The organism is Nitrospiria bacterium (assembly GCA_035498035.1).
Taxonomy (GTDB): Bacteria; Nitrospirota; Nitrospiria; order JACQBZ01; family JACQBZ01; genus JACQBZ01.
In genome coordinates, this window is record DATKAN010000058.1 from 41,838 (window position 1) to 66,882 (window position 25,045).

A 25,045-nucleotide genomic window follows, 5' to 3' on the forward strand; every position below is an offset into this window, starting at 1 on the left:
CGGAATAGCCATAAAGCAAGCCTGCCCCGGATTTCGAATTCATCTAAGAACAAATGAAGGCAATAACTGGTGGTGAAGAGGATTTAGGAGGGTGAAAATCTTACCAACGACATACCAAATTATAGGTGGAGTACTTATTTTTACAGCAGTGGCCATTAATACGCTAAGACCACGAACTATTTACCATATGATTGGAGGAGGAGTGATATGCATCGTAGGCCTTTGGTTTTTATCTAAAGGCAGAAAAGATTTAAAAAGATAGAATGGAAAAAGGGTCACGCTTGGATAATTGTCGTGTGACGATAGAGGCATGAGATGCACGCAGATCGATTGCATGCAGCTCTGGCGCGTCCCTACGCTCAGGGCAGGCCACCGGCCTCTTTTTCATCCCCTTCGATCCCCCCTTCTCCCTTGACAATATCGTCGTGATTTCTTATGATATTCGCTCTTGTTTAAGCTCCCGGCCTGTTTTATACTGAACTCAATGAGTTAGAGAGAATTTCATCTTTTCAAACGAGTCAATTTCCCGCAGGGAATTGACCCGGATATAACACAGGTTTTACGATGCCCGGAGAATTTGTACCGACTAATTATCTTCCGATCGTGGTCTTCATCGCGATCGCGCTCGCGTTCGGGGGCGTGACGCTGCTGCTCGGAAAAATCCTGCGGCCCAGCCGGATCTACAAGGCCAAGCTGACGCCTTATGAGAGCGGCAGCATCCCATTTTCGGACGCCCGCGCGCCGTTTCCGCTTCGCTACTACATCATCGCGATGATCTTCGTCATCTTCGATATCGAGACGGTCTTCCTGTATCCCTGGGCCGTGGTTTACAAAGAGCTGAAGCTGTTCGGCCTGATCGAGATGGTGCTGTTCATCCTGGTTCTGCTGGTCGGCTATTTCTATGCCTGGAAGAAAGGGGCGTTGGAATGGGATTGATCGACCGACAGCTCGAGGCCAACTTTATCACCACCAATGTCGATTCCGTGATCAGCTGGGCCCGGAAGGGCTCGCTCTGGCCGATGACCTTCGGCCTGGCCTGCTGCGCGATCGAGATGATGGCGACGGTCTCCTCCCGCTACGACATCGACCGCTTCGGCGCGGGGGTCTTCCGCGCCTCGCCCCGGCAGTCGGACCTGATGATCGTCGCCGGAACGGTCTGCCGGAAGATGGCGCCGGTGATCCGGCGGATTTACGACCAGATGCCCGAGCCGCGCTACGTCATCGCGATGGGCTCCTGCGCCACGTCGGGGAATCATTACAACAGCTACAGCGTCGTTCAGGGGGTGGACCAGATCGTTCCGGTGGACGTCTACGTTCCCGGGTGTCCGCCCCGTCCGGAGGCGCTCCTTCAGGGCTTGATGATGCTTCAGGAAAAGATCCGGCATGAGAAGGTGTTTGTAAAGTAGATGCCTACGGGTAAGCCCGTAGGAATCTACTCAGCGAGCAACGCAAGCGAGAGGGGGAGGCTCCATTCCGCCTCAGGCGGATGGAGGGGGCGACGTGAGCCCCTATAAATTATGACTCAGGAAATCACCCAGAAGATCCAGGAAAAGTTCCCGAGAGAATTTGTCGGGACGAATGAATTCCGGAACGAATGGACCGTGACCGTGAAGCCGGACCGGATCGTCGAGATCGCGCGGTTTTTGCGGGACGATCCTTCGACGGAGTTCGATCACCTTTCGGACATCTACTCGGTGGACAACTCCGTGCGGTCCTCCGCCTCAGGCGGATCGGGCGAAGAGCGGTTCGAGGTGGTCTATCTGCTGAACTCCATCCCGAAGCGCCATCGTCTGCGGCTCAAGACCCTCCTCCGGGAAGACCGCTGCGAGATCGATTCGGTCTATACGGTCTGGCGGGCGGCCGGTTTTCTGGAGCGCGAGGTGTACGACCTCATGGGGATCCGGTTCCGGAACCATCCCGACCTCCGGCGGATCTTCCTCCCGGAGGATTTCGACGGGCATCCCCTTCGGAAGGAGTATCCCGCCGAGGGAAAAGGGTGGCGCAACACCTTCGAGTTCCTTCCCACCGAGGAGCCGCAGACGTAGCCGCAGGATGGAATTCAAAACCCCACAGAACCCCGCGACGGGCCTGAACGAGGGTCCCCTTCACGACACCGAGCCGCGGCCGATCACCGAGGACCTTCCGCTCCGCCGGAGCGAGGAGCTTCTCCTGAACCTCGGCCCCCAGCATCCCGCGACCCACGGCGTCCTCCGCGTGGTGCTGGAACTGGAGGGCGAGAAGATCATCCGGGCGACCCCCGACCTGGGCTATCTCCATCGGGGCGTCGAGAAGCTCTGCGAAGGCCTGACCTATCAGCAGATCATTCCCCATACCGACCGGCTGGACTACATCTGTTCCATGACGAACAACTTCGCGTACGTCCGCGCGGTCGAGAAACTCCTCGGGGTTTCGATCCCGGAGCGCGGGGAGCACGTCCGGACGATCATCGCCGAGATGCAGCGGATCGTGGGCCATCTCTTCTGGCTGGGGACGCAGGCGTTGGACATCGGAGCGATGACGATTTTTTTCTGGACCTTCCGCGAGCGCGAGGTCCTGCTCGACCTGTTCGAGCGGACCTGCGGCGCGCGGCTGACGATGAACTATTTCCGGGTCGGGGGCGTGAACGGCGATCTGAAGCCGGAGGTGATCGCGCCGCTCCGTAAGTTCCTGGCCGACTTTCCGTCCAAGATCGACGAGTACGACCGGCTATTGATGAACAACCGGATCTGGATCTCGAGGATGAAGGACGTGGCCGTGATCTCGGCCGAAGACGCCGTCAATTTCGGCCTGACCGGCCCGACGCTCCGGGGCTCCGGCGTTTCCTATGACGTGAGGAAGGCCGAGCCCTACGCGGCCTACGGCAAGGTGGAGTGGGAGGTCCCGCTCGGAACCAACGGTGACACCTACGACCGGTACTGGGTCCGGATGCAGGAGATGAAGCAGAGCGCGCGGATCATCCGGCAATGTCTGGATCAGCTTCCGGAGGGACCGGTCCTGACCGACGTTCCGCAGGTGGTCGCCCCGCCCAAGGAAAAAGTGATGCAGGACATGCAGAGCCTCATCCACCATTTCATCATCTTTACGGAGGGGTTCCGGCCGCCCAAAGGGGAGGTCTACTGCGCGACGGAGGCCCCGAAGGGCGAGCTCGGCTTCTCGATCGTGAGCGACGGCGGGCCCAAGCCCTACCGGCTCAAGATCCGTTCGCCTTCCTTCGTTCACATGGGGGCCTTCGATCACATGGCGCGCGGATACATGATCGCCGACATCATCACGATCTTCGGAACCTACGACATTGTAATGGGGGAATGCGATCGTTAAAAGCCGTGAGGCGTAATGGGAGTAGGGGCGCACGGCGTGCGCCCAAAATAATGTAGGGACGGACCCATGTGCCCGCCCGACAGTAGCGGCGTGATTCATCACGCCCGATTGTGAATGATGAATCCCGAAACGAAAAAACTGGAATTCTCCGAGAAGACCCGCAAACAGATCGAGGAGATCCTGACGCATTATCCCGACAAACGCTCGGCGCTGCTCCCGGTCCTGAACCTGGCCCAGGCCGAGTTCGGCTATATCAGCGAAGAGGTGATGGTCCTGGTCGCGCATTGGCTCGACCTCACGCCCCCGAAGGTGTACGAGGTGCTGACCTTCTACACGCTGCTGAACGACCGGCCGGTGGGAAAGTTCCTGATCCAGCTCTGCCGGACGCTCTCCTGCGCCCTGGTCGGGTCCGAGAATATCCTGGGCCACCTCAAACAGCGGCTGGGGATCGAGGTCGGCCAGACGACGCCGGACGGGCTGTTCACGCTGAGAACGGTGGAATGCCTGGCCTCCTGCGGGACGGCGCCGGTGATGCAGATCAACGGGGCGTTCTACGAAAAGCTGACGCGTGAGAAAGTGGACCGGATTCTGGAGGATTTGAAGGGCGGCGATGCGCCGGCGCTGAAACCGATGGGGGAGAATTGAGGCAAACGCGCCTTGTGCGTTTGCCTCAGAGCAATGGAGCAATAGAACAGTGGAGAATCGGATAGGGAAAAAAGACTCCGTTGCGGTCTAATGTTCCAATGCTCCAATGTCAGAGCAAAAAAAGAAGCGGACTCGGTTGAATGAAATACGAAAAGGTCCTGCATAAAAATTTAGAGACCCCCGGATACACCGGAAGCCTGGCCGACTACGAAGGGCAGGGGGGGTATCGGGCGATCCGAAAGGCCCTCAAGGAGTATGCCCCGGCGCAGCTGACCGATCTGGTCAAGCGGGCCGGCCTTCGCGGCCGCGGCGGCGCCGGCTTTCCCGCCGGGATGAAATGGGACTTCCTTCCGAAGGACCCGGCCCTGACCAAATATCTCTGCTGCAACGCCGACGAGAGCGAGCCGGGAACCTTCAAGGACCGCGAGCTGATCGAACGGGACCCGCATCAGCTGATCGAGGGGATGATCCTGGCGGCCTACGCCATCGGCGCCAAGGTCGCCTACATCTATGTCCGCGGGGAATTCGTCTACGGCGCCCGGGTGCTTGAGCGGGCCCTGGCCGAGGCCTACCGGGCCGGCTATCTGGGGGAAAAAATTCTGAAAAGCGGCACGGACGTCGAGATCTACCTTCATCGCGGCGCCGGGGCCTACATCTGCGGGGAGGAGACGGCGCTTCTGGAGTCGATCGAGGGAAAGCGCGGCCTTCCGAGAAACAAGCCGCCCTTTCCGGCCATCCACGGCCTGTACGGAAAGCCGACCGTGATCAACAACGTCGAGACGCTGAGCAACCTCCCGCACATCGTGAACCGGGGCGCGGAATGGTTCGGCTCCATCGGATCGCCGCCCAAGAGTCCCGGGATGCGGATCTTCTCGGTGAGCGGCCATGTGAACCGGCCGGGCAATTACGAGGTGCCGATGGGGATCACGCTCCGGGAGCTGATCTTCGAGCAGGCCGGCGGCGTCCGCGGCGGCAAGAAGATCAAGGCGATCATTCCCGGCGGCGCCTCGGCCGCCTTCCTGACCGAAAGTTCGCTCGATGTGAAGATGGACTTCGAGGCGATCGCGCAGGTCGGATCGATGCTCGGCTCCGGCGGCGTCACCGTGATGGACGAGGATACCTGCATGGTCTGGGCCGCGCTCAACCTGATGGAATTCTTCGCCCACGAGACCTGCGGAAAATGCTCCCCCTGTCGGGAAGGCTCCTCCTGGCTCGTTCAGATGATGCGGCGGATCGAGCACGGACACGGACGAACGGAGGATCTCGATCATCTGGTCCGGATCTGCAACAACATCGGCGGCAAGACGGTCTGCGCGTTCGGCGATGCCGAGATCGCCCCGATTCTGAGCACGCTCAGGCACTGGCGGTCGGAATACGAATACCACGTCAAGGAAAAAAAATGCGTGGTCGGAAATCGCGGCGGGGAATTGCTGACGATTGGAAAACATTGAATCCCTGTAGTAGGGGCGACGCATGCGTCGCCCCTGCCGGAATCAGGGTGAGGAGAAACACGGTTGTCTGACGCGGTCCAAATCAAAACCGACACGGTGAAGTTATCGATCGACGGCCGGACGGTGGAGGTCCCGAAGGGCACGCTGGTGATCGAGGCCGCCCGGAACCTGGGGATCGAGATCCCCTTCTTCTGCTATCACCAGAAGTTGAAATCCGACGGCAACTGCCGCATGTGTCTGGTCGCGGTCGAAAAGATGCCGAAGCTCCAGGTCTCCTGCTCCATCCCGGCCACCGAGGGCATGGTCGTCCACACCAACACGACCGTCGTGCAGGAGGCGCGAAAGGGCGTCCTGGATTTTCTCCTGGCCAATCACCCGCTGGACTGTCCGATCTGCGACGAGGGCGGCCGGTGCCCCCTCCAGAACTATTCCCAGAAATACACCGCCTACGGGCAGTACAGGGAAGAGAAGCGGATTTATGAAAAGGAGTTTTTCAGCCCGCTGATCGAGAAGGAGATGAACCGCTGCATCCAGTGCATGCGCTGCGTCCGCTATTGCGACGAGGTGATCGATTCGAAGGCCCTTTCCTCCGTCAACCGGGGCTACCAAATCGAGATCGGCCACTACGCCGACAAGCAGCTCGACTGCGAGTTCTGCGGCGGCTGCGTCCAGATCTGTCCGGTCGGCGCGCTCCTCAACCGTCTTCCGCTGTATGAATACCGGCCATGGATGCTGACCCGGACCGAGACGACCTGCGCCTACTGCGCCGACGGCTGCTCGCTCCGGCTCGAAAGCCGGCCGCAGACCCGCGAGGTGATCGAGGTGACCTCGTTCTGGGGAAACGAGACGAAGAGCGTCTGGGGAAAGGGACGGAACGAGGGCGATCTCTGCGCGAAGGGGTATTTCGGCTATCCCTTCGTCAACAGCCCGAACCGTCTCACGAAGCCGCTGGTGCGCCAGGACGGCCGTCGGGACGCCCCGCTGGTCGAGGCGTCCTGGGAAGAAGCCCTGGAACGCGTGGCGGAAGGGTTCGGCCGGATCAAAAGCCGGCACGGCGGCGCGGCCTTCGGGGCGCTGGCCTCGGCCCGTTGCACGAACGAGAATCTCTATGTTTTCCAGAAATTCGTCCGGCTCGTCCTCGGAAGCCCGAACATCGACAGCAGCGTGCGCTACGGGATGGCGAACGCCGCCCGCGCGATGACCGAGCTGACCGGAACGCCGCGATGGCTTCCCTCGTATGAGGAGATCGCCGGGGCCGATCTGGTCTTCGTGATCGGGACGGACATCACGCATTCCAACCCGATCGTCGGGCTGAAGGTGAAGGCCGCCGCGAAGAGGGGCGCGAGGCTTATCGTCGCCTCGCCGCTGCGGCCGAGGGTCGGCACCTTGAGCCACATCGTCAATCTGGCGACGTGCCATCTGGCCCACCGCCCGGGCGCGGAGCGGGCCGTCGCGATCGGAATGGTGAAGGCCGCGTTGGAGCCGGGAAGGGCGGCCGCGGGATCCGCCGAGCCCTCTTCAAGCGCCCGGCTGCGCGAGATGGTTTCGAAAATTTCCCAAAAACAGATCGAATCCGCCACGGGTCTGAGCTACGAGCGGATCCGGGCCGCCGTCGAGGAATGGGCCGCGGCCGCACGGGCCGTGATCGTTTTCGGCGAGTCGATCGTACGGGCGCGGGACGGCTACGATACCGTACGCGTTCTGGGCGACCTGGCCTGGCTAGGCGGAAAGCTCGGCGCGGAGGGCTGCGGTCTGGCCCCGTTGTACGAGGAAAATAACGAGATGGGCGCCTACGAGATGGGCGTCGTTCCCGACCGTCTGCCCGGCCTCGGCCGTGTGGATCGGGAAACGGATCGGGATCGCGTCCGCCAATCCTGGCGGGAAGCGATCCCGGCCGGCCCCGGTCTCACGATGATCGAAATGCTCGGAGCGGCCCGCGAGGGGAGGATCCGCGCGCTCTACCTGATGGGCGAGAATCCGGTCGGAACGCTTCCGGCCTCGGTCGCCGCGGCCGAGGCGCTTGCGACCGCCGAGTTCGTCGTCTGCCAGGACCTGTTTTTGACCGAGTCCGGGAATTTAGCCGATGTGGTATTGCCGGCCGCCAGCTTCGCCGAGCAGAACGGAACTTTCACGAACCAGGAAGGACGCGTCCAGGCGGTGCGGAAGGCCATCGAGCCGATTCACGGGACACGGCCGGACTGGGAAATCCTCTCCCAGCTCGCGGTCGAGATGGGTCATCCGATGGAATACCAGGACGGCGCCGAGGTCTCGCACGAAATCGCGCGCCTCTGGCCCGGCTGGCGGGAAATTCAGGGACGGTCGGGGCCGGCCGTCGCGGCGGAGCGCTACGGGGCCGAGCGGCTGGCCGAGGGGATTTCGGAGCGGTATCGCGTCGATTCCGTGGAAAGGGTTTCGCCGCCCTCCGACGGGCGTTTTCATCTGGCGGTGGGGCCCTTGTTGTTCCATTCCGGAAAAATGTCCCTCCAGGCCGGAGGGTTGACCACGATTCAGGACCGGTCCTTTCTCTACATGTCGCCGGAGGATGCCGGGCGGCTGGGGGTGGGAGACGGGGGGTCGGTGCGGCTCCGTTCGCCCCAGGGTCCGGGATCGGTCGAGGTCGCGGTCAAGATCGACGCGAAATATCCGCCCGGGATGGTCTTCTTCCCCGAATCCTTCAACGAGCCTCCGGTGAAGGATCTGCTGACGGTCGAGCTGGACAAGGCGTCCCGGGTCCCGGCCTTCAAGACGGCCGAGGTCATCATTGAGAAGATAACGTAGGGGCAGGGCTTGCCCTGCCCCTATCCGGGCGCAGTCGGCGGGGCCCCTACAAGAATTTGGAGACGGATGACATGGTGAATATCGCGCTGAATTTAATCGTGGTGCTCGTGACGATCGGCGTCGTGATGGTCACGGTGCTGCTCCACGTGGCGTACCTGACCTATTTTGAACGGAAAATCCTCGGTTGGATGCAGGACCGGATGGGTCCGATGGAGGTGGGCTACCACGGGCTGCTGCAGCCGATCGCGGACGGGCTGAAACTTTTTTTCAAGGAGGACATCGTCCCGGCCCAGGCCAACAAGATCATATTCACCCTGGCGCCGATATTGGTTTTGGTCCCGGCCCTCATCGGTTTTGCGGTGATCCCCTTCGGGCGTGACACGATTTCTATTTTCGGCCTGACCTTCCGCCCGTTCGTCACCGACATCAATATCGGAATCCTCTACATCCTGGCCTTCGCCTCGATCGGCGCGTACGGCGTCCTGCTGGGCGGCTGGGCCTCGAACAACAAATATTCGCTCCTGGGCGGACTGAGGTCCGCGGCCCAGGTGATCAGCTACGAGCTGTCGCTGGGCCTGGCGATCGTCGGCGTGCTGCTGATGGCCGGCTCGCTGAGCCTCGTCAAGATCACGGAGGCGCAGGGCGGGGGGCTGCTGCACTGGTTCATCCTGCCCCAGTTCGTGGCCTTCGTGATCTATCTCATCTCCGCGATCGCCGAGACCAACCGGCTGCCCTTCGACCTTCCGGAGGCCGAAAGCGAATTGGTGGCCGGCTTCTTCACCGAGTACAGCGGCATGCGATTTGCCTTTTTCTTTTTGGCCGAGTATGCTAACATGATCCTCGTTTCTTGCATCGCCACGATCCTGTTTCTGGGCGGATGGCACGCGCCCTTCGAAGCGCTGGGGTTCATCCCCCCGATCCTCTGGTTCGTGATCAAGGTCTACTTCTTTTTGTTCTTCTATATCTGGATTCGGGGAACGCTTCCGCGCCTGCGCTACGATCAGCTGATGATGTTCGGGTGGAAGGTGATGATTCCGCTGGCGCTGGCCAACATCCTGGTCACGTCCACGGTTCTGTATTTTGTCAGGGGGTGAGATGAAAGGCCTGCGACGGTTCATCCAACAGGTCCTGTTTCTGGAAATCCTCGTGGGTCTCGCGTCGACCTTCCGTCATCTGTTCACCCGGCCCGTCACGATCCAGTATCCCCACGAAAAACGGGTGCTCCCCAACGGCTATCGCGGCTTCATCGCGCTGCTGCGCTACGACGACGGAACCGAGAAATGCGTCGGCTGCGACCTGTGCGAGGCGGCCTGTCCGTCCCGCGTGATCACGGTGATCAGCGCCGAGGTGGAGGGCCAGCCGCTCAAACGCTACGCCAGGGAATACACCATGGACATGACCCGCTGCGTCTTCTGCGGGTTGTGCGTGGAGGCCTGCCCTGTCAACGCGCTGGGCATGACCAAAGAGTACGAATACGCGACGTATGACAAGCGCAGGCTCAAGCTCAACAAGGAACAGTTGCTGGCCATCGGGGACAGGGCCTTCCCGGCCCGGGAGACGCGCGTCGAATTCCAACATCCCCATGCGGCCTTCTTCAACGTGGCGCATCGGGGCTATCCCGCCAAATGATGCGCCGCGCCTGTCGGGCCTGGTCCTTCCAGGTCGGATCAAAACCATCGGTTCGTTTCAAGCGGCGTCGGGCGAGACCCCGCGGGGCCGCCGCGCGCCGTTGAAGACAACACCATGACAACCGTCTTGTTCTTGTATTTCGCAGGCGTGATCGTGTCGACGGCGGTCCTCGTGGTCGCGTCGCGGAAGCCCGTCAACAGCGCGCTATCGCTGCTGGTCATGTTCTTTCACGTGGCCGGCCTGTTCGTGCTGCTGAACGCCGAATTCATCGCGGCCGTTCAGATCATCGTCTATGCCGGGGCCATTCTGGTCCTGTATCTCTTCGTGGTGATGCTGCTCAATCTGCGCGCCGAAGAGGGTTATAACAAGCAATATCTCGTCGGCATGATGGTCGGGCTGGCGATTCTGATCGAGGCCGTCCTGATCCTGAACCGCTCCGGATTCGCGGACCGTGCGCTGCCGGCCGCGGGGCCGGCGCCCGACGTCCTCCCCGGCAACACCGAGGGGATCGGGCGGGCCCTGTACACCATCTATCTGTTTCCTTTCGAGGTGGCCTCCCTGATCCTGCTGGTCGCGATGATCGGGGCCATCATCCTGGCGAAGAAGGGAATGTTCGGTAAGGAAGAGAGGCGATTCTGAATCAAAGAGATTTGAGAAGCGGGTGGCCACAGGCGGGGCGCCCCACCGAGCGGAGCCGGGGTCCCTACACCGGGCGGGGTGGCGAGCACGGTGGGGCTGGCGAAGGACAGGACCCGCTTCTCCGTCGATTTCTGGAGACTTAATGGTTCCGTTGTTGTATTACGTGATTCTCGGCACGATCGTATTCCTGATCGGCGTCGTCGGCGTCCTGATCCGGAGGAACATCATCATCATCCTGCTCTCGATCGAGCTGATGCTGAACGCCGCGAACATCAACTTCGTCGCCTTTTCGCACTATCTTCGGAACATCAACGGCCAGGTCTTCGTCTTTTTCGTCCTGACGGTGGCCGCGGCCGAGGTGGTCGTCGGATTGGCCATCATCATCGCGCTCTATCGCGGGAAGGCCACGGTCGATATCGAGAACGTCAACCTGATGAAATGGTGATGACGGACGCGCTCATTCCACTGCTTCCCTTCGCGGCCTTCGCGGTCCTCGGACTGGGCGAGCTCTTCGGCCCCGGATTCGGGCCCCGCGCCCATTGGATCGCGGTGCCCGCCGTGTTCGGCTCGCTGCTGTTTTCGGTCGTCGCCTTCGGCTCGGTCCTCTCAGGCGGCCCGCACGACCTGCCCCTGTACACCTGGGCGGTTTCGGGAACCTTCCAGGCCTCGATCGGGATCCACGTCGACGCCCTGACGGCCGTGATGCTGCTGCTGGTCACGATCGTGAGCGCCCTCGTTCATCTCTACACCGTCGGCTACATGCACGGCGACCGCGGCTACGCCCGGTTCTTCGCCTATATCGGATTGTTCACCTTTTCGATGCTGATGCTGGTGACGGCCGGAAACCTGCTTCAGCTGTACATCTTCTGGGAAGCGGTCGGCCTCTGCTCCTATCTTCTGATCGCGCATTGGTATGAACGGCCCCCGGCCGCCGCAGCCGCCACCAAGGCCTTTGTCGTCAATCGAATCGGAGACTTCGGGTTCGCGCTCGGGATCTTCCTCGTCTTCCGCCTCGTCGGCTCGCTGGACTACGGCCAGGTCTTTGCCGAGCTTCCGAAGCACGCGGCCGAAACGATCCCGATCGCCGGGCTCGAACTGCCGGCCGTCACGCTGATCGCGCTGCTGCTTTTCATGGGCGCGGTCGGAAAATCGGCCCAGCTACCGCTTCACGTCTGGCTGCCCGACGCGATGGAAGGACCGACGCCCATCTCCGCGCTGATCCATGCCGCCACAATGGTGACGGCCGGCGTCTTCATGATCGCGCGGCTGATCCCGATCTTCAATCTATCCCCCGCGGCGATGGAAGTGATCGCGACGACCGGGGCGGCCACGGCCCTGTTCGCGGCCACGATCGCGCTGACCCAGAACGATATCAAACGCGTCGTGGCCTATTCCACCGTGAGCCAGCTGGGCTACATGGTCATGGCCTGCGGCCTGGGGGCGTCGATCGCCGGTATCTTTCACCTCCTCACCCACGGCGCCTTCAAGGCGCTTCTTTTTCTCGGCTGCGGGAGCGTGATCCACGCGATGGGGGGGGAACAGGACCTGAGAAAGATGGGGGGGCTGAAATCTCGCCTGCCCGTGACCTACGCCACGTTTTATATCGGCGCGCTGGCCCTGGCCGGGATTCCGCCGCTGGCCGGTTTTTTCAGCAAGGATGAAATATTGTTCCGGGCCTTTTTTTCCGGCGGGGCCGGGATCCTTTTCTGGGGGGTGGGGGTCGCGACCTCTTTCCTGACGGCCTTCTACAGTTTTCGTCTCATTTATACCGTATTTCACGGTCCGTCCCGCGTCGATCCCAAGGCGGCCGCCTCACTGCACGAATCCCCCCTCGTGATGACGATTCCCCTGGTCGTGCTGGCGGCTCTGTCCGTCACGGCGGGATGGGCGGGGCTGCCGGTGGACGGTTGGAACGGGATCGCGGCCATCCTGGGCCCGGTCCTCTCGCCCGGCGAACCGTCCGAACCGGATGCCGGACTCCTGTGGGTGTTGATGGGGGTCTCGGTCGCGGTGGCTTTGGGCGGATGGATGACGGCCCGGTATTTTTATCTGACCCGGCCGGAGCTGCCGGGACGGCTGGCGACGCGGGCGGCCGCGCTCTACCGGCTTTCGCTCAACAAATGGTACGTCGATGAACTGTACGACTGGCTCTTCGTCCGCCCGACGACCCGCCTCGCGGACCGGCTTTGGCGGACGGTGGATGTCCGGACTATCGACCAGGCGGTCAACGGGGTGGGGGGATCGACCCTGGCCGGTGCACGGATCCTCCGGCTTCTCCAGAGCGGCCAGCTCCAGCATTACGCCCTGGCGATGATGGTGGGCACTTTCGTGATCCTGACGGTCTACTTGATCATTCGATAAAGGCGGGAACAAAACGACCGATGATTGAGAATCCGGGCCATCTCCTGAGCATCCTGATCTTCCTTCCGCTGGCGGGGGCCGTCGTCCTGGCCTTCTTCCCGGGCAACGACGCCGGCGTCCGCCGGATGGCCTTGGGCCTGACCGCCGCCGCCTTCCTTTTCTCGCTTACCCTTCTCCCGTCCTTCGATCCCTCCAGTCCGGCGATGCAGTTCGTCGAGCGGGTTCCGTGGATTCCGGCGTTTCATATCGAATACGCCGTGGGCGTGGACGGGATCAGCCTCCTGTTCGTCCTGCTGACCACGCTCCTGTCGCCGATCTGCGTCCTGGCCTCCTGGACCTCCGTGGCCGTGCGGGTGAAGGAGTTCATGATCGCCCTCCTGGTGATGGAGGGCGCCATGATCGGCGTCTTCGTCTCGCTGGACTTCGTCCTGTTCTACGTGTTCTGGGAGGCGATGCTGATCCCGATGTACCTGATCATCGGGGTGTGGGGCGGCCCCAACCGGATCTATGCCGCGATCAAGTTTTTCCTGTATACCCTGGCGGGAAGCCTCCTGCTGCTTGTGGCGATTCTCGTCCTGTACTTCAACGGCGGTCGGACCTTCGACATCCTCCGGCTGATGGGTCAGCCCTATCCGGCCGCGATCCAGTTCTGGATCTTCTGGGCCTTTTTCCTGGCCTTCGCGATCAAGGTCCCGATGTTTCCGTTCCACACGTGGCTTCCGGACGCCCACGTCGAGGCGCCCACCGCCGGCAGCGTGATCCTGGCCAGCATCCTGCTGAAGATGGGCGGCTACGGCTTCCTGCGCTTCGGCCTGCCGATGGTGCCCCAGGCCTCGCGCTCCTTTACCGGCTTCATCCTGGCCCTCTCGGTGATCGCGATCCTGTACGGCGCGTACATGGCCCTGGCGCAGACGGATCTCAAGAAACTGATCGCGTATTCCTCGGTCTCCCACATGGGATTCGTGACGCTGGGGATCTTCGTCCTGAACGCCCAGGGCATCGAGGGCGCGCTGCTCCAGATGGTCAACCACGGGATCACGACCGGGGCCCTCTTCCTCCTGGTCGGGATGATCTACGACCGGACGCACAGCCGGCTGATCTCGGACTACGGCGGGATCGCGCGGCCGATGCCCCGCTACGGGACGATGCTGGCGATCTTCGCCCTCTCCTCGCTGGGCCTCCCGGGGATGAACAGCTTCGTGGGCGAGTTTCTGGTGCTCCTGGGGGCCTTCATGAGGCATGCCGGCCTGGCCGTCGCGGCCACGCTGGGGGTCATCCTGGCCGCGGTCTATCTCCTCTGGATGGTTCAGCGCATGCTGTTCGGGCCGATCACCCGGTCCGACCCTGCGCGGCTGACGGATCTGGGGACGCGCGAGATGGCGATCCTCGCCCCGCTGTTCGTCCTGGTGTTCGCGATCGGGGTCTATCCCGACCCGCTGCTGTCTCTGATGCACGCCAGCGTGGATCACCTCCTGTCGCAGGTCAACGCGGCCGCGCCGTTTCAGCTCTCGGAGGTCTGGACGCGGCCATGAATTTTTCGGTCACCGAAATCGGGGCGGTGCTTCCCGAAATCCTCGTGGCGGTCTACGCCTGCGCCATCCTTCTGATCGAGCCCTTCCTTCCGAAAGAGCGTCGGGAGGTGCCGGCCTACTTCGGGTTCGCGGCGCTGGGCCTGGGCTTCTGGGGGACGTCGCGGATCCTGTGGGCCGATCTGACGGTGATGAACGGGATGTTCGTCCTGGATCCGTTCGGCAATTTCTTCAAGCTGATCCTCTACGTTGCGGCGGCGATGACGATCCTGCTTTCGATGGGCTATCTCAAGCGCGAGAGGATCGAGCTGGGGGAGTACTACGCCTTCGTCCTTTTCGCCACGTGCGGGATGATGATCCTGGTGTCCGCGTCCGACTTGATCACGGTTTTCCTGGGGCTGGAGCTGATGTCGATTTCGTTTTACATCCTCGCCGGCTTCAAGCGCTTCGAGGAAAAATCGCTCGAGGCGGCGGCCAAGTATTTCATACTGGGATCTTTTTCCTCCGGAATCCTTCTGTTCGGCATCTCGCTGCTGTACGGGCTGTCCGGGACGACCAACCTGCAGGCCCTGGCCGCGCACCTCCACGGGGGGGAGCTCCAGAACCCGGGCTGGATCCTGGCGATGATCCTGCTCGTCGTGGGTTTCGGGTTCAAGGTCGCGGCCGTGCCGTTCCACATGTGGGCGCCGGACGTCTACGAAGGGGCCCCCACGCCGGTCACCGCCTTCCTCTCGGTCGGTTCCAAGGCCGCCAGCTTCGCCGTCTTCCTCCGGGTCTTCATCGAAGCCCTGGGCGGGATACAGGCCGAATGGCGCATCCTGCTCATTTTCCTGGCGGTCGTCACGATCATCACGGGCAATGTGGTGGCGCTGGTACAGACCAACGTCAAGCGGATGCTGGCTTACTCCGGCATCGCCCATGCGGGTTACGCGCTGATCGGGCTGATCGTCGGGGATTCGCTCGGGGTCTTCAGCCTGATGGTTTACATGCTGGTCTACGCCTTCATGACCGTGGGGGCCTTCGGGGTCGTGATGCTGCTCCGCCGGGAGGGGGTCGAGGGGGACGAGCTCCGCGACTTCGCTGGGCTGGCCCGCAAAGACAAGCTGACGGCCTTCGCCATGCTGGTCTTCATGTTCTCGCTGGCCGGGATCCCGCCGACGGCCGGCTTCGTCGCGAAGTTTTACATTTTCATGGCGGCCGTGCACGCGCACCTGACCTGGCTGGTCGTCCTCGGGGTGGCCTTCACGGCGGTCTCGGCCTATTTCTATCTGAGGGTCGTGATGGTGATGTACATGAAGGAACCCGACGAGGCGGTTCAGGTGGCGGCCCCGCCCGGGGTGGTCATGGTCCTGGCCGCCGCGGCCGCGGTGGTGCTGTTGCTGGGGATCTATCCCGGCCCGTTCCTGGATTATGCGCAGGAGGCCGTGCTTCGATTAAGATAGGGGCTCACGTCGCCGCCCTCGCATCATGATTTCGAGGGTTCAAGGTTCCCTATGTACGATTTACCATTTTCGATTCTCCAAAATTCCCCGCTGAGGGAAGTAAATCGTAAATGGTAAATAGGGGAAAATCCCCCTCCCCCTCGCCTGGCTCGCAAGGGGGAAACAGGTACGGATTGTCCAATATAAGAGGAGGGCGGATTGAAAGGGGAAAGCATGAGGCCTTTGTTCTATTTTCTCATTTTTCTGGGACTGTTTTTGACCGCGTCGCCTTGGACGGCCGGGGCCGCCGATATGAGTTTCGGGGGCGAGTTCCGCGCGCGGTATTTTTACGACGACAACCTGACCGACGCCCACAGCGGCGGGAAGACCTGTCGCGGGCCGGACGGCGTTCCGGGAACGACCGACGACACATGCAAGGACGGCGAATCCTTCGCCGACGCCCGGTTCCGCCTGAAGATCATGGCCACCCAGGACATCATGACGGGCGTGGTCATCGTCGATTTCTTCAACGGTCCCAACGGTCAGGACGCGGCCACGCTGAACGCCGCGTCGACGGCCGCCGCCACCGGGAACCGGATCCTGGGGAGCGACGGGTTCGGACAGAGCTTGGACACCGTGCGACTGAGGGAGGGATACCTCCGGGTCAGCTGGCCGGCGGCCCATCTCGTGATCGGCCGCCAGGCCGTCACACTGGGCCATTCGCTGATCCTGGACGACACCGCGGACGCGGTCACGGTGGCCATTCCGATGGGATGGGCCAGCCTGACCCTCATGGACATGTTTCTGGTCAACACGGCCAGCGGGACGTCGAGCACCTCGGCCTATCTGGCCGATCTGAACGTCGACCCGACGGCCGCTTTCAAATCGAGTCTTTTCATGATGGTGTTGAAAGACCGCGGCCCGAACCTTTCCTTCAACCAGAGCGCCTTCTTCGCCCCCTGCGGGTTCGGGACGCCCTCCAACTGTCCGCTCACCGATTTCGGGACCAATCAGGCGACGCTGGCGACGGTGGGCCTGGCATTGGATCAGCAGTTGACGGCCTTTCGCTGGGCCGCCGAGCTGGATTACCTCACCGGGTCGATCACCACCCATGATCCCACCGTCCAGAATCCGTCGGCGAAAAAGATCTCGATGCAGGGAATGAACGCCCTCGGCCAATTCGGCTGGACCGGAAACCGCTACGACAGCCTCGTCACTGCACTGTACGCGACCGGGCAGAAGGCCGGAAACCTTCCTCCGGGCGGGGAAAAATTGAACATCAACTCCGTCTCGCCCAATTTCGTGCTGGGCGACATCCTGGTGAACAACGACAGCACGAGCGACCGGGACGGCGGGAACGTCGGGGGCCTCACGGCGGCCAAACTCGCGCTCGGCTGGAAACCCACCGCGCTGTTCCGCGCCGAGCTGGCCGCGATCTGGGCCCGGTTGTCGGAGGCGCCGGCAAACAATGCGCCTCGCAATCTCGGGCAGGAGATCGATCTCAACGCCTCCTGGCAGCTGGAGCCGCGACTGCTACTGACCGGCGGGGCCGGGATCCTGTTTCCCGGCCAAGGCTGGAGGACGCTGTTCGTCGATCCTCAGGCAAACGACAACATGATTAAGATCTCGACGAAGCTGACCTACACTTTCTAATATTGAATCGCGAACCGATGAAAAACCGGTTTTTTTCATCAACAACAAGAGGAGGAAAGGCGTATGAAAATCATAAAGGTCTTCATCATTACGGTTGGAATGAGTCTGTTAACCGTCGGGGCCGCGATGGCCGACAACAGCCTTGAAACGGGCGCGAAGGCCCTTTCGTTCGGGGTGGCCAACGGGGACATCGAGATTTCCGGAAGGTATTTTCTGGGGTCCGACCTGGCGCTCCTCGCCGGGGCCGGGTTCTCGCACGCCAGCAACAACGACAGCACGAGCGATTACAGCCTGACGGCCGGGATCCGAAAGTATTTCAAGAAGACCGACCTGGCGCCGTTCGTCGGCGGAATCGTCTCGTTCCGCCGAAACGACATCATCGTTTCTGCGCCCGGAGGGAACGATGTCGAGTCGGAGAAAACCTACTCCATAGACGGGGTCGGGGGTCTGGAGTATTTCTTCGCCAAGCAGGTCAGCGTCGAGGCCCAGGTCGGAATCGGGCTTTCCAGCATTCATAATGTCGACGGAACCGGGGACGACCAGACGCAATTTGGAACGTTCAGCTCCGGGATCACCGTGAATTTTTATTTTCCGTGAGGGATCTTGATCGAGAGCGGGCCGCAGGGGTTTGGGAGAACAAGCCCCTGCGGCGCCGCGATCACATCGTTGCGATTTGTCGGATCTGAGCCACCGAACCGCTGGAATAGCGCACCACGTACAACTCCCCGTCCTGTCCCTGCCCGAACGAGCTCAAGTCATTCAACGTGGTCGAAAAAATTTCCGTGCGCATCCAGTGATGCTGTGAATCCTGTGTTAGGGTCCAGACGCGCCCGCTGAGGAAATCGCCGAATATGTAGGCGCCGGCGAGCTGGGTGAGTTGCGTGCCGTGATAGACGTAGCCCCCGATGACGGTGCCGTCGCCCAGGTGGGGATCGTGCGGGTAGTCGAAGATCGGCAATGTGAGATTGGCCGTCGGACAGTTAGCGGGGGGATTGAAACAGTGGGTTCCTTCCATGATGTTCCAGCCTAGGTTGGCGCCGCCCTGCCGGGGCGTGATCCGGTCCACCTCCTCAAAGCTGTCCTGTCCGACGTCGCCGATCCAGAGATCACCCGTCGCGGAATCGACGGAGAAACGGAACGGATTGCGCAGGCCATAGAGCCAGATCTCGTCGAGACCAGCCTTGTTTACGAACGGATTGTCCGGCGGGATGGCGTACTGAAGGCCGAGGTCGGGAGTCGAGTCCACGTCGATCCGAAGGATTTTGCCGAGAAGGGTATTGGTGTCCTGGCCGTTGCCCAGTGGATCGCCGCCGCTCCCCCCGTCGCCAAGGCCGATGTAAAGGAAGCCGTCATTGCCGAAGGCGAGGCCGCCGCCGTTGTGATTGGTGTACGGCTGGTCGACGGTCAGGAGGATCCGCTCGCTCGTCGCGTCGGCCAGATTGGGGTCCCCGGTCGAGGCGGCGTACTCGGCGATAACAGTCTGTAGCCCGCCGCCGCAGTTTCTGGTGTAATTCACGAAGAATCGCGCGTCCGTCGCGTAATTCGGATGGAAGGCCAGGCCCAGCAGCCCCTCTTCCCCGGAACAGCCGATTAACTTGCCGCTGATATCGAGAAAGGGAGTGGAGAGCACTTGTCCGTTGGAGGAAATGATCCGGATTTTTCCTCCCTGCTCGACCACGAAGAGACGACCGGTGTCATCGTCGGGCGCCTGAAGGTCCAGGGGTTGGGAAAAGCCGGTTGCGACCGGGACGAGTTCGAGCTGAAGGGGTGGCGTACTTTTCAAGGCAGTATTATCCTTCATGCAGCCGTCCAGAGATGCGCAAACCACGGCCGCCAGTCCCAGGATGATTAGACGTACGCCCGGGAGGATTTTCCGTGATTCTGACGGCAAGGATGCGGGGATTTTCATCGGATTTCTATCCTAACATACGGGACTGAAATCCGTCCACATTCGTAAATCCCGGGTTCTCTCCAAGTCGTACCCACCTCCCGTTAAGTTGAAGGGAGGGGGTTGGAAACCCTTGACAATATCACGATCAGTGGTACTCTAAAAAATAAGGAGACAAGGACCGAATAGAGCAAGACCTGATGGTTCCGATAATCAGACAGAAGACGAACCGAATCCTCTTCGCCTCTTTCTTTTTCCTACTGATCCTGGCTAATGGTCCGGGAGCCGAAGCGGAGGATCATCCCAAATTCACAATCGAGACCCATCCCGCCGCTCAGGGACCCGTCGATTCGAATATCTGGGCCATCGGAGATTCGATCAGGATCGTCGAGCCCCTTACCCTTCCAAATTCCTGCGACGGTGTCGATGGAACGGTGGATTTTCATAATTACGACACCGAAATTTCCGTAAAACTTAAACCCAAGGGCATGGATCTTAGCACTGGAAACGGTTGCACCCAGGTGAATACCCCGGTTGTGGTATCGGTGACGATCCCCAACATGCCCTTCGTGCCGGGTTGCCATCATTATATTACGCTCGAAACGCCCCAAAGGGTCACCACACACACCGTCCGGATACTCTGGTAATCCATTATCGATCCCACCCCCGTTTCCTCGCCGGATTGACCCGCAACCTCTAAAGGGATATAATCCGTCGTCATATTCCTCCGTCGCCGACCGACTTCGGCGAGATCAGTCGAGCCATGGCTCCCGAATCGAATTCATACACGCGGCTCCTTCGCCATCCCCCTTTTCCAAGTATTTGACGGCGTGAGGCGATCGAGAGACTCAAAGATGCGGGGCAATCATGGCGAACATCCGCTAAGCCACATAGGCCAGCTCATCGGCCTTGGTTTGTTTCTGGCCCTCTGGATCGGGGACTCATTTGTTCTCCATTTATCGACCTCCCTCTCGAATTTCGTGCCGATGTATGTTCGTCTGGTATTGCTGGGAATTTTTTGGGGCACCGGCGTCTATTTAATCCGTTCCGGACACGTTGTCGTCCGGCCGGAGGAACGTCCGGCCGGAGTGGTCACGACCGGGGCCTTCCAGTACGTAAGGCATCCCATCTATTTGGGAACCCTCCTAACCTACCTCGGACTTGCGATTTCCACGGGATCGATCCTCTCCCTCGTATTGCTGGCGGGAATATTTATTTTTTATAATTTCATTGCGACCTATGAGGAGGAGGTGCTTCAGGAAAGATTTGGAGAGGAGTATGAGCGATATAAGAGAAGAACGGGAAAATGGGTTCCGAGAATCGGCTGGAAGGAATGACGAAACCGGGGAGCTTTAAACCCCGCGGCCGCGAATATTGACCCCTCCCACCTAAACCGGTATAATCCCCCTCATTTCCCCGTCGCGGGACGGTGTAACGGGGCCCCTCCCCCATGCCTGCCGTTTCCAACCTTCACGCGGCGCCATCTGGCGGAGGGAGAAGGGGTATCCATGCCCGGCATTAAATTTTCCCTTTCTTGTAACCTATTTTCCCGCCGCCGGTCTCGTTATCCAGGAACTTTTATGAAGAGGTTGATCGTTATACCAATACTGGTCATAATCAGCCTCGGCGCGGCACCCGTGTTTTCAATAGTTGGGGTTGAGAATGATCCATGTAAGGTGCTTGTTCCCACTGAACTTATTTCTCAATTGAAGGCCATGAAGAGCCCGTTTCCATCCAATCCGAACTTCATTGCAGAAGGAAAAGCTGTCTATGAGGGCAAGGGAACATGTTTTACCTGCCATGGTTTGGACGGCAAAGGCAATGGGGATGCTGCAAAGGCTCTGGATCCAGCCCCTCGAAACATGACGAATCCAAAATTTCATGATTGCAAAACAGATGGAGAAATATTCTGGGTTATCAAGTTCGGAATCCTAGGGGCTGGCAAAATCCCATTGACAAACTTACATGCTCCACCTGAAGGAGCTCTTATTACTGATAAGGAGGCGTGGATGCTCACCCGATACGTTCGATGGTAAAAAAATGAATGCAGATTAGAGATACCTTTAGATGGCTTGTTTGTGACCAGGACTTGAAATATAAGTTTGATTACACGAGGGCCGGCAAAGCCGAGAGCGCCGGTGGAAAACTGATAATTCAAGACTCGACCCTAAATCTTGTTCTTATTGCTCCATAAAAATTGAATTCCGGAAACATTTTCTCAATGCCCAGTAGCCCCCCCTCCGGCCTCGCGCGCGGGGGAAAGGCTGGAAAATGGAGCCATGGAGCCGTGGAGCAATAAAAAAGGCATCTGGCGGGTTCCGACAGTTTTGATCTTGTGCCGCTATACTTTTATGATAAAGTAAAGGCCGATTCGGTCGGTTCAACGGGAGGGAGGCCATGGCTTATCTGAAGCTGTCTTCGAAAAATCAGATCGTGCTTCCCAAGGAGGCGCGGTCGGCGATGAAGGTCAAGGGCGGCGATTCGCTCCTCGCGGTCGTCAAAGGCGGCATCACGATCTTGATGCCTAAACCCAAGAAGTATGCCGAGGCGCTTTCCGGTTTGGGGAAGAGCCTCTACACTAAAAATTATTTGAAATGGGAACGTCAATCATGGGGGACACGCTGATTGCGCGCCGAGTACGAGTTAATAACGCCCGATGCGGTTCTGTTGGCCACCGCGCTCCATTCCCGCGCGGCCTGTTTTATCGGTAATGACTCGAAGTTAAAACGGGTAAAAGGGATTGAGATACTGACCCTGTCGTGACGAATGACCGGCCGGACCGGCCATCGGGTCGGCCATGCCTGTGCGCCGATCAGGGGGCGCGGGCCGAAAAGCTGGAAATCGGGGCAATGGAACGGTGTAGCAATAAAAAATATCTTTATGGCGGTAAAATAGATCCAAAAAAGTCATAAATAGGACTTGGCACGATGAGCATCGCATGGAAAATCGCCGGTCAAGGCGCTTCGATAACGGTCAACATCATTACGCGGGAAAGTCCGGATATGAAAAATGTTTATAGCGGTAATTGGTTGACCTGTGAAGTGGAGCTGGCCGTAACGCCGGTTACGGGGCGGTTTAAAGCCTCCTATACAACGCAGGCGTTTTTTAAATTTTGGACCGGTCTCAATATGATCCTTTCCTCTTCGAAGGGCGAGGCTGTATGTGGTTCCGACGAAGATCCCCTTCAAATGACCGTCAGTATCGACCCAACGGGTCGGGGACTAATAAAGGGAACAACGCGCCTTCATGACCGATCCTATCCGACCGTTTCATTTTCGTTTGAAAGCGATCCGTCGGCTCTCAATAAAACCTGCAAGGAGCTTGAAGCGGTTATCACACAATTTCCGATCATCGTTTAGTGAAGCGGTCAAGGAATCAATGAGGCCGGGAATGATTTAAAGGTTAAATCCCTGCCGGCGGGGAGAAAGACTGGAAAAATGAGCCATGGAACAGTGGAGCAATAGGGACACTCGCGCGGAAATGGGCGATGGAAGCCGGACGGGGAGCGGGGCCGCAGAGCCTGAACCAAACCAGGGAGCATCTTGATGGCTGATCCCAAGCATGATGAACGCCGTAGTAGCGGGAGGGTCCCTTTCGACAAAGAGGTCGAAGTGGTCGGGGTCGGCGTGCATCGAAGTTCGGATATCAGTATCGGGGGGATGTATTTGATCACGAAGCAAGGTTTCCCGACGGGAAACTCGATCACCCTTCGGTTCAAGCTTCGGGATTCCGATGCCCGGCCGATTCAGGCCCGGGCCCGCGTGCTTTACACCCATAAGGGCGTCGGAGTCGGCCTGGGTTTTATCGATCTCAATTCCGAGGACCTGGCGAGCATCGTGAAATTTACCGAGCAGGCGTGAGATACTTCCGGCTGAAACCTAGAACCGTCGAAACCTGCGGGTGGCGAAGGAGAATGGAAGACGGGGTGATTTAATGATCGGAGGTGCGGGATGAAAGTCATCGTGATCGGCGCGACGGGAACGATCGGAACGGCGGTGGCCGGCGCCCTGTCGAAGCGCCACGAGGTGGTTCGCGTGGGAAACAAGAAGGGGGATCATCGGGTGGATTTGGCCTCTCCCGATTCCCTCAGGAAACTGTTCCGCGCCGTGGCCCCTTTCGACGCCGTGGTTTGCGCCGCGGGGCTTGCGAAATTCGGTCCGCTGAAGGAGTTGACGGACGAGGATTTCGAGCTTGGCCTCTCCAACAAGCTGATGGGCCAGATCAACGTCGTGCGGCTGGGGCTTTCCCAGATTGCGGATTATGGTTCCTTCACGTTGACCAGCGGTGTTCTGAGCCTTGAACCCATGCCGGGGAGCGCCGCGATCAGTCCCGTGAACGCCGGGATCGAAGGCTTCGTACGCGCGGCGGCGCTGGAGTTGCCCCGGGGCGTGCGCATCAACGCGGTGAGCCCGCCCTGGGTCAAGGAAACGCTCGTGGCCCTGGGCATGGACCCTGCCCCCGGGATGCCGGCGGCCTCGGTGGCCAAGGCCTACGAGGAAAGCGTGGAGGGAACGAAAAACGGATTCGTGATCGACGCCCGCGCCTTTGCGTGACCCGAGGTTTACATCATCGGGATGGATCCTAACGATTTCCCTCCCCGATCCCAATTGACCCGTCACCTTTAAAGGAATATAATCCACCCTATCGATCCTCCGGCGCGGGCTGATCTTTTAGGGGAGATGGCTATGTCGTACACGCTGACCTTCATACTGAAGCCCACCTATCTGCACGCGATCGTCACCGGGGTGAACAGCGAGGAAAACGTGGCCGCTTATCTCGAGGAAATCCGGCGGGAGTGCGCGGCCCGTGACTGTCATCGGGTGCTGATTGAAGAGCGTCTCGAGGGCCCCCGCCTCGGCACGATGAGCGTGTTTCAGATCGCTTCGGAGGGAAGCCAGCGGGCCCGCGGACAATTCGAGGCGATCGCCTACGTCGACTTGAACGCGAAGGGGGACCTGATGAAGTTTGCCGAGACCGTGGCGCTCAACCGGAGCCTGCCCGTGTCCGTGTTCTCGTCGGTAAGTGACGCCAAGAAATGGCTGGCGGGAAAAGATCGAGGAGGCACGCGACAACATAGAGAAGGACTTGAATAGGGCTGTGAGATGGGTTATGATCGCAAGGTACCGGGCCCAAGGATCATCATGAAAATATTTCTCTCAGGCCTCCTTCTCCTCGGCCTCATCGCCGGGCCGGACGTCGGCACCGGCGTCTTCCGGGCGGCCGCGCAGTCGCCGGGGCTGGCGGTGGAGGAGGGAAAACCCGCCCCCGATTTCACGCTTCCGGACCAGGACGGAAAGCCGGTGACGCTTTCGGAGCAGCGCGGAAAATGGGTCGTCCTGTATTTCTACCCGAAGGACGACAGCCCCGGCTGCACCAAGGAGGCCTGCTCCTTCCGCGACAATCTGACGGCCATCCAGCAACTGGACGCACGGGTCCTCGGCATCAGCGTCGACTCGGTCGAATCCCACAAAAAATTCGCGGAGAAATTCAAGCTGAACTTTCCGATCCTGGCCGACGACCGGCAGCAGGTCACCGCGCAATACGGCGTGCTCGCGAGTTATATGGGGATGAAGGTGGCCCGGAGGAGCACCGTGGTCATCGACCCGCAGGGCGTCATCCGAAAGATTTTTCCCTCCGTGAAACCGGAGGATCATGCCCTGGAGATCCACCGCGCACTGGTGGAGCTTCGTCACTCCCTGAAAACCATGCCGAATTCATAGCCCGGTCCGCCCG

The 25,045-nt window shown here is 60.2% G+C and carries 26 protein-coding genes; 25 read left to right on the plus strand and 1 reads right to left on the minus strand.

Annotated elements, in window-relative coordinates; all coding sequences use genetic code 11:
* The first annotated feature begins 564 nt into the window (after positions 1–564).
* The 16 genes from ndhC (at position 565) to VMN77_11450 (ending at position 18,021) form a co-directional block, all read left to right on the plus strand.
* Positions 565–936 carry an NADH-quinone oxidoreductase subunit A gene (gene ndhC, locus VMN77_11375; protein HTN44384.1) on the plus strand — a complete coding sequence of 124 codons (372 nt, stop codon included), beginning with the start codon at positions 565–567 and terminating at the stop codon, positions 934–936.
* Positions 927–1,406 carry an NADH-quinone oxidoreductase subunit B family protein gene (locus tag VMN77_11380; protein ID HTN44385.1) on the plus strand — a complete coding sequence of 160 codons (480 nt, stop codon included), beginning with the start codon at positions 927–929 and terminating at the stop codon, positions 1,404–1,406. Before ndhC ends, VMN77_11380 begins: the two co-directional genes overlap by 10 nt.
* A gap of 111 nt (positions 1,407–1,517) precedes the next feature.
* Positions 1,518–2,045 (plus strand): NADH-quinone oxidoreductase subunit C, encoded by a 528-nt coding sequence (locus VMN77_11385; protein HTN44386.1) that lies wholly within the window; start codon positions 1,518–1,520, stop codon positions 2,043–2,045.
* Positions 2,046–2,052: 7 nt separating this feature from the next.
* A complete protein-coding gene (gene nuoD / locus VMN77_11390) occupies positions 2,053–3,318 on the plus strand; it encodes an NADH dehydrogenase (quinone) subunit D (protein ID HTN44387.1) in 1,266 nt (421 codons plus the stop codon).
* A gap of 114 nt (positions 3,319–3,432) precedes the next feature.
* Positions 3,433–3,963 (plus strand): NADH-quinone oxidoreductase subunit NuoE, encoded by a 531-nt coding sequence (gene nuoE / locus VMN77_11395; GenBank protein ID HTN44388.1) that lies wholly within the window; start codon positions 3,433–3,435, stop codon positions 3,961–3,963.
* A 140-nt stretch (positions 3,964–4,103) separates the two neighbouring features.
* The gene (nuoF, locus tag VMN77_11400) at positions 4,104–5,414 is read left to right on the plus strand and encodes an NADH-quinone oxidoreductase subunit NuoF (GenBank protein ID HTN44389.1); all 1,311 of its coding nucleotides are present in this window, start codon (positions 4,104–4,106) and stop codon (positions 5,412–5,414) included.
* A gap of 63 nt (positions 5,415–5,477) precedes the next feature.
* Entirely contained in the window at positions 5,478–8,192 is a 2,715-nt protein-coding gene (nuoG, locus tag VMN77_11405) for an NADH-quinone oxidoreductase subunit NuoG (GenBank protein ID HTN44390.1), read from the plus strand.
* 71 nt (positions 8,193–8,263) lie between these two features.
* The gene (gene nuoH, locus VMN77_11410) at positions 8,264–9,286 is read left to right on the plus strand and encodes an NADH-quinone oxidoreductase subunit NuoH (GenBank protein HTN44391.1); all 1,023 of its coding nucleotides are present in this window, start codon (positions 8,264–8,266) and stop codon (positions 9,284–9,286) included.
* A 1-nt stretch (position 9,287) separates the two neighbouring features.
* Entirely contained in the window at positions 9,288–9,821 is a 534-nt protein-coding gene (gene nuoI / locus VMN77_11415; GenBank protein ID HTN44392.1) for an NADH-quinone oxidoreductase subunit NuoI, read from the plus strand.
* A gap of 114 nt (positions 9,822–9,935) precedes the next feature.
* Positions 9,936–10,460 (plus strand): NADH-quinone oxidoreductase subunit J, encoded by a 525-nt coding sequence (locus tag VMN77_11420; protein ID HTN44393.1) that lies wholly within the window; start codon positions 9,936–9,938, stop codon positions 10,458–10,460.
* Positions 10,461–10,602: 142 nt separating this feature from the next.
* Positions 10,603–10,905, plus strand: a complete 303-nt coding sequence (nuoK, locus tag VMN77_11425; protein ID HTN44394.1) for an NADH-quinone oxidoreductase subunit NuoK — start codon at positions 10,603–10,605, stop codon at positions 10,903–10,905.
* Positions 10,905–12,821 carry an NADH-quinone oxidoreductase subunit L gene (nuoL, locus tag VMN77_11430; protein ID HTN44395.1) on the plus strand — a complete coding sequence of 639 codons (1,917 nt, stop codon included), beginning with the start codon at positions 10,905–10,907 and terminating at the stop codon, positions 12,819–12,821. The genes nuoK and nuoL overlap by 1 nt, the downstream gene beginning before the upstream one ends.
* Before the next feature lie 20 nt (positions 12,822–12,841).
* Positions 12,842–14,353: an NADH-quinone oxidoreductase subunit M gene (locus VMN77_11435; GenBank protein HTN44396.1), complete on the plus strand. Its 1,512-nt coding sequence runs from the start codon at positions 12,842–12,844 to the stop codon at positions 14,351–14,353.
* A complete protein-coding gene (locus tag VMN77_11440) occupies positions 14,350–15,792 on the plus strand; it encodes an NADH-quinone oxidoreductase subunit N (protein ID HTN44397.1) in 1,443 nt (480 codons plus the stop codon). The genes VMN77_11435 and VMN77_11440 overlap by 4 nt, the downstream gene beginning before the upstream one ends.
* A 198-nt stretch (positions 15,793–15,990) precedes the next feature.
* Positions 15,991–17,424: a hypothetical protein gene (locus VMN77_11445; protein ID HTN44398.1), complete on the plus strand. Its 1,434-nt coding sequence runs from the start codon at positions 15,991–15,993 to the stop codon at positions 17,422–17,424.
* A 63-nt stretch (positions 17,425–17,487) separates the two neighbouring features.
* Positions 17,488–18,021, plus strand: a complete 534-nt coding sequence (locus tag VMN77_11450; GenBank protein HTN44399.1) for a hypothetical protein — start codon at positions 17,488–17,490, stop codon at positions 18,019–18,021.
* 61 nt (positions 18,022–18,082) lie between these two features.
* Here the strand turns inward: VMN77_11450 and VMN77_11455 are convergent, their stop codons facing one another.
* On the minus strand, positions 18,083–19,333 hold the full coding sequence (locus VMN77_11455; protein HTN44400.1) for a PQQ-dependent sugar dehydrogenase: 1,251 nt from the start codon (positions 19,331–19,333) through the stop codon (positions 18,083–18,085).
* A 179-nt stretch (positions 19,334–19,512) separates the two neighbouring features.
* On the opposite strand from VMN77_11455, the gene VMN77_11460 reads away from it, so the two are divergent.
* From VMN77_11460 to VMN77_11500, 9 genes are all read left to right on the plus strand, one after another.
* Positions 19,513–19,959, plus strand: coding sequence for a hypothetical protein (locus VMN77_11460; GenBank protein HTN44401.1), 447 nt, complete (start codon positions 19,513–19,515; stop codon positions 19,957–19,959).
* Between the two features lie 207 nt (positions 19,960–20,166).
* Positions 20,167–20,649: an isoprenylcysteine carboxylmethyltransferase family protein gene (locus tag VMN77_11465; protein HTN44402.1), complete on the plus strand. Its 483-nt coding sequence runs from the start codon at positions 20,167–20,169 to the stop codon at positions 20,647–20,649.
* Between the two features lie 243 nt (positions 20,650–20,892).
* On the plus strand, positions 20,893–21,348 hold the full coding sequence (locus VMN77_11470) for a c-type cytochrome (protein HTN44403.1): 456 nt from the start codon (positions 20,893–20,895) through the stop codon (positions 21,346–21,348).
* A gap of 361 nt (positions 21,349–21,709) precedes the next feature.
* Entirely contained in the window at positions 21,710–21,937 is a 228-nt protein-coding gene (locus VMN77_11475; GenBank protein HTN44404.1) for an AbrB/MazE/SpoVT family DNA-binding domain-containing protein, read from the plus strand.
* A 302-nt stretch (positions 21,938–22,239) separates the two neighbouring features.
* Complete coding sequence (locus tag VMN77_11480; GenBank protein ID HTN44405.1) at positions 22,240–22,671, plus strand: hypothetical protein; 432 nt, start codon at positions 22,240–22,242, stop codon at positions 22,669–22,671.
* A gap of 186 nt (positions 22,672–22,857) precedes the next feature.
* Positions 22,858–23,172, plus strand: coding sequence for a PilZ domain-containing protein (locus VMN77_11485; GenBank protein ID HTN44406.1), 315 nt, complete (start codon positions 22,858–22,860; stop codon positions 23,170–23,172).
* Between the two features lie 90 nt (positions 23,173–23,262).
* A complete protein-coding gene (locus tag VMN77_11490; protein ID HTN44407.1) occupies positions 23,263–23,865 on the plus strand; it encodes a short chain dehydrogenase in 603 nt (200 codons plus the stop codon).
* A 132-nt stretch (positions 23,866–23,997) separates the two neighbouring features.
* A complete protein-coding gene (locus tag VMN77_11495; protein ID HTN44408.1) occupies positions 23,998–24,405 on the plus strand; it encodes a hypothetical protein in 408 nt (135 codons plus the stop codon).
* Between the two features lie 48 nt (positions 24,406–24,453).
* The gene (locus VMN77_11500) at positions 24,454–25,032 is read left to right on the plus strand and encodes a peroxiredoxin (protein ID HTN44409.1); all 579 of its coding nucleotides are present in this window, start codon (positions 24,454–24,456) and stop codon (positions 25,030–25,032) included.
* Positions 25,033–25,045 lie beyond the last annotated feature (13 nt).

Coding starts and splice junctions, on each gene's coding strand:
- nuoL (HTN44395.1), top strand. CDS start 10,905: ATGACGGACGCGCTCATTCCACTGCTTCCCTTCGCGGCCTTCGCGGTC.
- VMN77_11420 (HTN44393.1), top strand. CDS start 9,936: ATGACAACCGTCTTGTTCTTGTATTTCGCAGGCGTGATCGTGTCGACG.
- VMN77_11455 (HTN44400.1), bottom strand. CDS start 19,333: ATGAAAATCCCCGCATCCTTGCCGTCAGAATCACGGAAAATCCTCCCG.
- nuoE (HTN44388.1), top strand. CDS start 3,433: ATGATGAATCCCGAAACGAAAAAACTGGAATTCTCCGAGAAGACCCGC.
- nuoF (HTN44389.1), top strand. CDS start 4,104: ATGAAATACGAAAAGGTCCTGCATAAAAATTTAGAGACCCCCGGATAC.
- VMN77_11465 (HTN44402.1), top strand. CDS start 20,167: ATGCGGGGCAATCATGGCGAACATCCGCTAAGCCACATAGGCCAGCTC.
- VMN77_11495 (HTN44408.1), top strand. CDS start 23,998: ATGTCGTACACGCTGACCTTCATACTGAAGCCCACCTATCTGCACGCG.
- nuoK (HTN44394.1), top strand. CDS start 10,603: ATGGTTCCGTTGTTGTATTACGTGATTCTCGGCACGATCGTATTCCTG.
- VMN77_11490 (HTN44407.1), top strand. CDS start 23,263: ATGAAAGTCATCGTGATCGGCGCGACGGGAACGATCGGAACGGCGGTG.
- VMN77_11470 (HTN44403.1), top strand. CDS start 20,893: ATGAAGAGGTTGATCGTTATACCAATACTGGTCATAATCAGCCTCGGC.
- ndhC (HTN44384.1), top strand. CDS start 565: ATGCCCGGAGAATTTGTACCGACTAATTATCTTCCGATCGTGGTCTTC.
- VMN77_11460 (HTN44401.1), top strand. CDS start 19,513: ATGGTTCCGATAATCAGACAGAAGACGAACCGAATCCTCTTCGCCTCT.
- nuoD (HTN44387.1), top strand. CDS start 2,053: ATGGAATTCAAAACCCCACAGAACCCCGCGACGGGCCTGAACGAGGGT.
- VMN77_11475 (HTN44404.1), top strand. CDS start 21,710: ATGGCTTATCTGAAGCTGTCTTCGAAAAATCAGATCGTGCTTCCCAAG.
- VMN77_11380 (HTN44385.1), top strand. CDS start 927: ATGGGATTGATCGACCGACAGCTCGAGGCCAACTTTATCACCACCAAT.
- VMN77_11500 (HTN44409.1), top strand. CDS start 24,454: ATGAAAATATTTCTCTCAGGCCTCCTTCTCCTCGGCCTCATCGCCGGG.
- VMN77_11450 (HTN44399.1), top strand. CDS start 17,488: ATGAAAATCATAAAGGTCTTCATCATTACGGTTGGAATGAGTCTGTTA.
- VMN77_11385 (HTN44386.1), top strand. CDS start 1,518: ATGACTCAGGAAATCACCCAGAAGATCCAGGAAAAGTTCCCGAGAGAA.
- VMN77_11435 (HTN44396.1), top strand. CDS start 12,842: ATGATTGAGAATCCGGGCCATCTCCTGAGCATCCTGATCTTCCTTCCG.
- VMN77_11485 (HTN44406.1), top strand. CDS start 22,858: ATGGCTGATCCCAAGCATGATGAACGCCGTAGTAGCGGGAGGGTCCCT.
- nuoH (HTN44391.1), top strand. CDS start 8,264: ATGGTGAATATCGCGCTGAATTTAATCGTGGTGCTCGTGACGATCGGC.
- VMN77_11440 (HTN44397.1), top strand. CDS start 14,350: ATGAATTTTTCGGTCACCGAAATCGGGGCGGTGCTTCCCGAAATCCTC.
- nuoI (HTN44392.1), top strand. CDS start 9,288: ATGAAAGGCCTGCGACGGTTCATCCAACAGGTCCTGTTTCTGGAAATC.
- VMN77_11480 (HTN44405.1), top strand. CDS start 22,240: ATGAGCATCGCATGGAAAATCGCCGGTCAAGGCGCTTCGATAACGGTC.